Genomic DNA, 1,733 nt, shown 5'->3' with positions numbered 1-1,733 from the left:
AATATAACTTTCATTGTAGTCATCTCCTTTACTTTCTTTTTCTGTTAAAAATATAACACAAAAAACAACAAAAGTCAACAATTTTTGTTAATATTTTAAATATAAATATGTTTATTTGTTTAGTAAATAAAATTTAATTTAAATTTTTCAAAAAAAAAAGCACCTCTAAAACATTTCAAGTTTTTGGGTACTTATTCAGTAAAATTTAACTTCAAAGCTATAATTATTTTACTCAAGCCTAAGTTTATATAATCTTCAAAGTGAGTTAATTTTAAACAAAATTGAGTGAATGTAAACTCAAAATCAAACAATAAGCAAACTAATTCCACTTTTAAGAAGTCTTTTATTGTTATTTTTTGTTGAAATTTTTGTTAAATAATTAGATTGGCATATCTTTCAATTTTATTCAAAGTTTCAATTTCTGTATTATTTATTACAACTCCTGTTACTTTATCCAATGTGTAAAAATTTGTAAAATCTATTTTTTCTATTTTTGAATCATCAACTAATAAATATTTTTCTTCTGAATTGTTTAAAATAATTTCTTGAGTATAACTTTCTTCAAATGTAGAAGTCATAATATTATTTTCTTTTACCGCATTACAGCTAAAAAATACTTTATTAAAATTTGTATTCTTTAATATCATATTTGTTATTTCTCCTACAAATGATTTTGTTATTTTTCTAAATTCTCCCCCAATAAGAAGTACATCAAAAGTCTCACTTTTTTTTAAAAATAAAATTTCAAAAACAGGTAAACAATTTGTCAAAACCCTTAACGATTTAAGATTTATTTCTTTTGCTAACAATTCTACTGTAGTTCCAGGACCTAAAAAAATCGTATCTCCCTCTTCGATTAATTCCACAGCTTTTAATGCTATTTCTTTCTTTTTTTCCATATTTAAAACAGATTTATCCTCATGAGACAACTCCTTATATTGACTTTTAGCTCCTCCATGTATTCTTTTTAATACCCCTAATTTTTCAAGTTCAGTAAAGTCACGCCTCACTGTCATATCTGAAACATTTAAACTTTCTACTATATCAGAAACTCTTACTGTTCCTTTTTGTCCAATTATTTTTGTTATTGCTTCAAATCGTTCTTCTTTATTTAACATCTAAAAACACCTTCTTTTTTTATATTATAAAAAACAATTACTAAATATCAAAACTGTCTTAATTAATATTTTACAAAACTATATTAGATATGTTCGATAACCTAAGTTTTTTTATCTATACAAGGGGTCAAGACCCCTTGCTTCAAGATATTTATTTTATTAAATTCTAAGTTTGTATAGTTATCGAACAGGTCTATTAAATAAGATTTTTCTCTAAATCTCTATTTAAAAACAACCTTCACTTCTTTCCCATAAAACGCAACCCCAATCTTCAAAATATTCTTTATCCCTCTTGCCTTAAGCTTCGTATCATATTTCTTCTCATCAATCTGCTTCAACGCCTTCTGTGCTCTCTCTTCCATCCCCTTTTTCGTCTTCGATATTTTAAATTCCATAAGGTAAGCTTTCTCGTTACTTTTTATTGGAATCATTGCGAGGTCATATCTTCCATATCCACTCTCATCATTTGAAATAATCTCATATTTCCCCATTAAAAATCCAACAAGTCCTATCATAAACACCTGATAAATCTTCTCCATTTCCTTGTCCAAGTCAAAATGACTTAACATATTTATCATTATTTCTCCCAATGTCTTCTCAAATTTCTTAATATCT

The 1,733-nt window shown here is 25.7% G+C and carries 2 protein-coding genes; both read right to left on the bottom strand.

The features are described 5' to 3' along the window. Positions 1-371: 371 nt before the first annotated feature. Complete coding sequence (locus tag ACO409_RS10865) at positions 372-1,118, bottom strand: DeoR/GlpR family DNA-binding transcription regulator (RefSeq protein ID WP_485557168.1); 747 nt, start codon at positions 1,116-1,118, stop codon at positions 372-374. Between the two features lie 221 nt (positions 1,119-1,339). After that, positions 1,340-1,733 (bottom strand): PD-(D/E)XK nuclease domain-containing protein (locus tag ACO409_RS10860; protein WP_485557166.1); only part of this gene is annotated, 394 nt, incomplete at its 5' end.

This window comes from Leptotrichia sp., assembly GCF_057270615.1.
The sequence above is the reverse complement of the archived record's forward strand: the minus strand, read 5'-3'. Positions and strand labels throughout refer to the sequence as shown.

Coding starts and splice junctions, on each gene's coding strand:
- ACO409_RS10865 (WP_485557168.1), bottom strand. CDS start 1,118: ATGTTAAATAAAGAAGAACGATTTGAAGCAATAACAAAAATAATTGGA.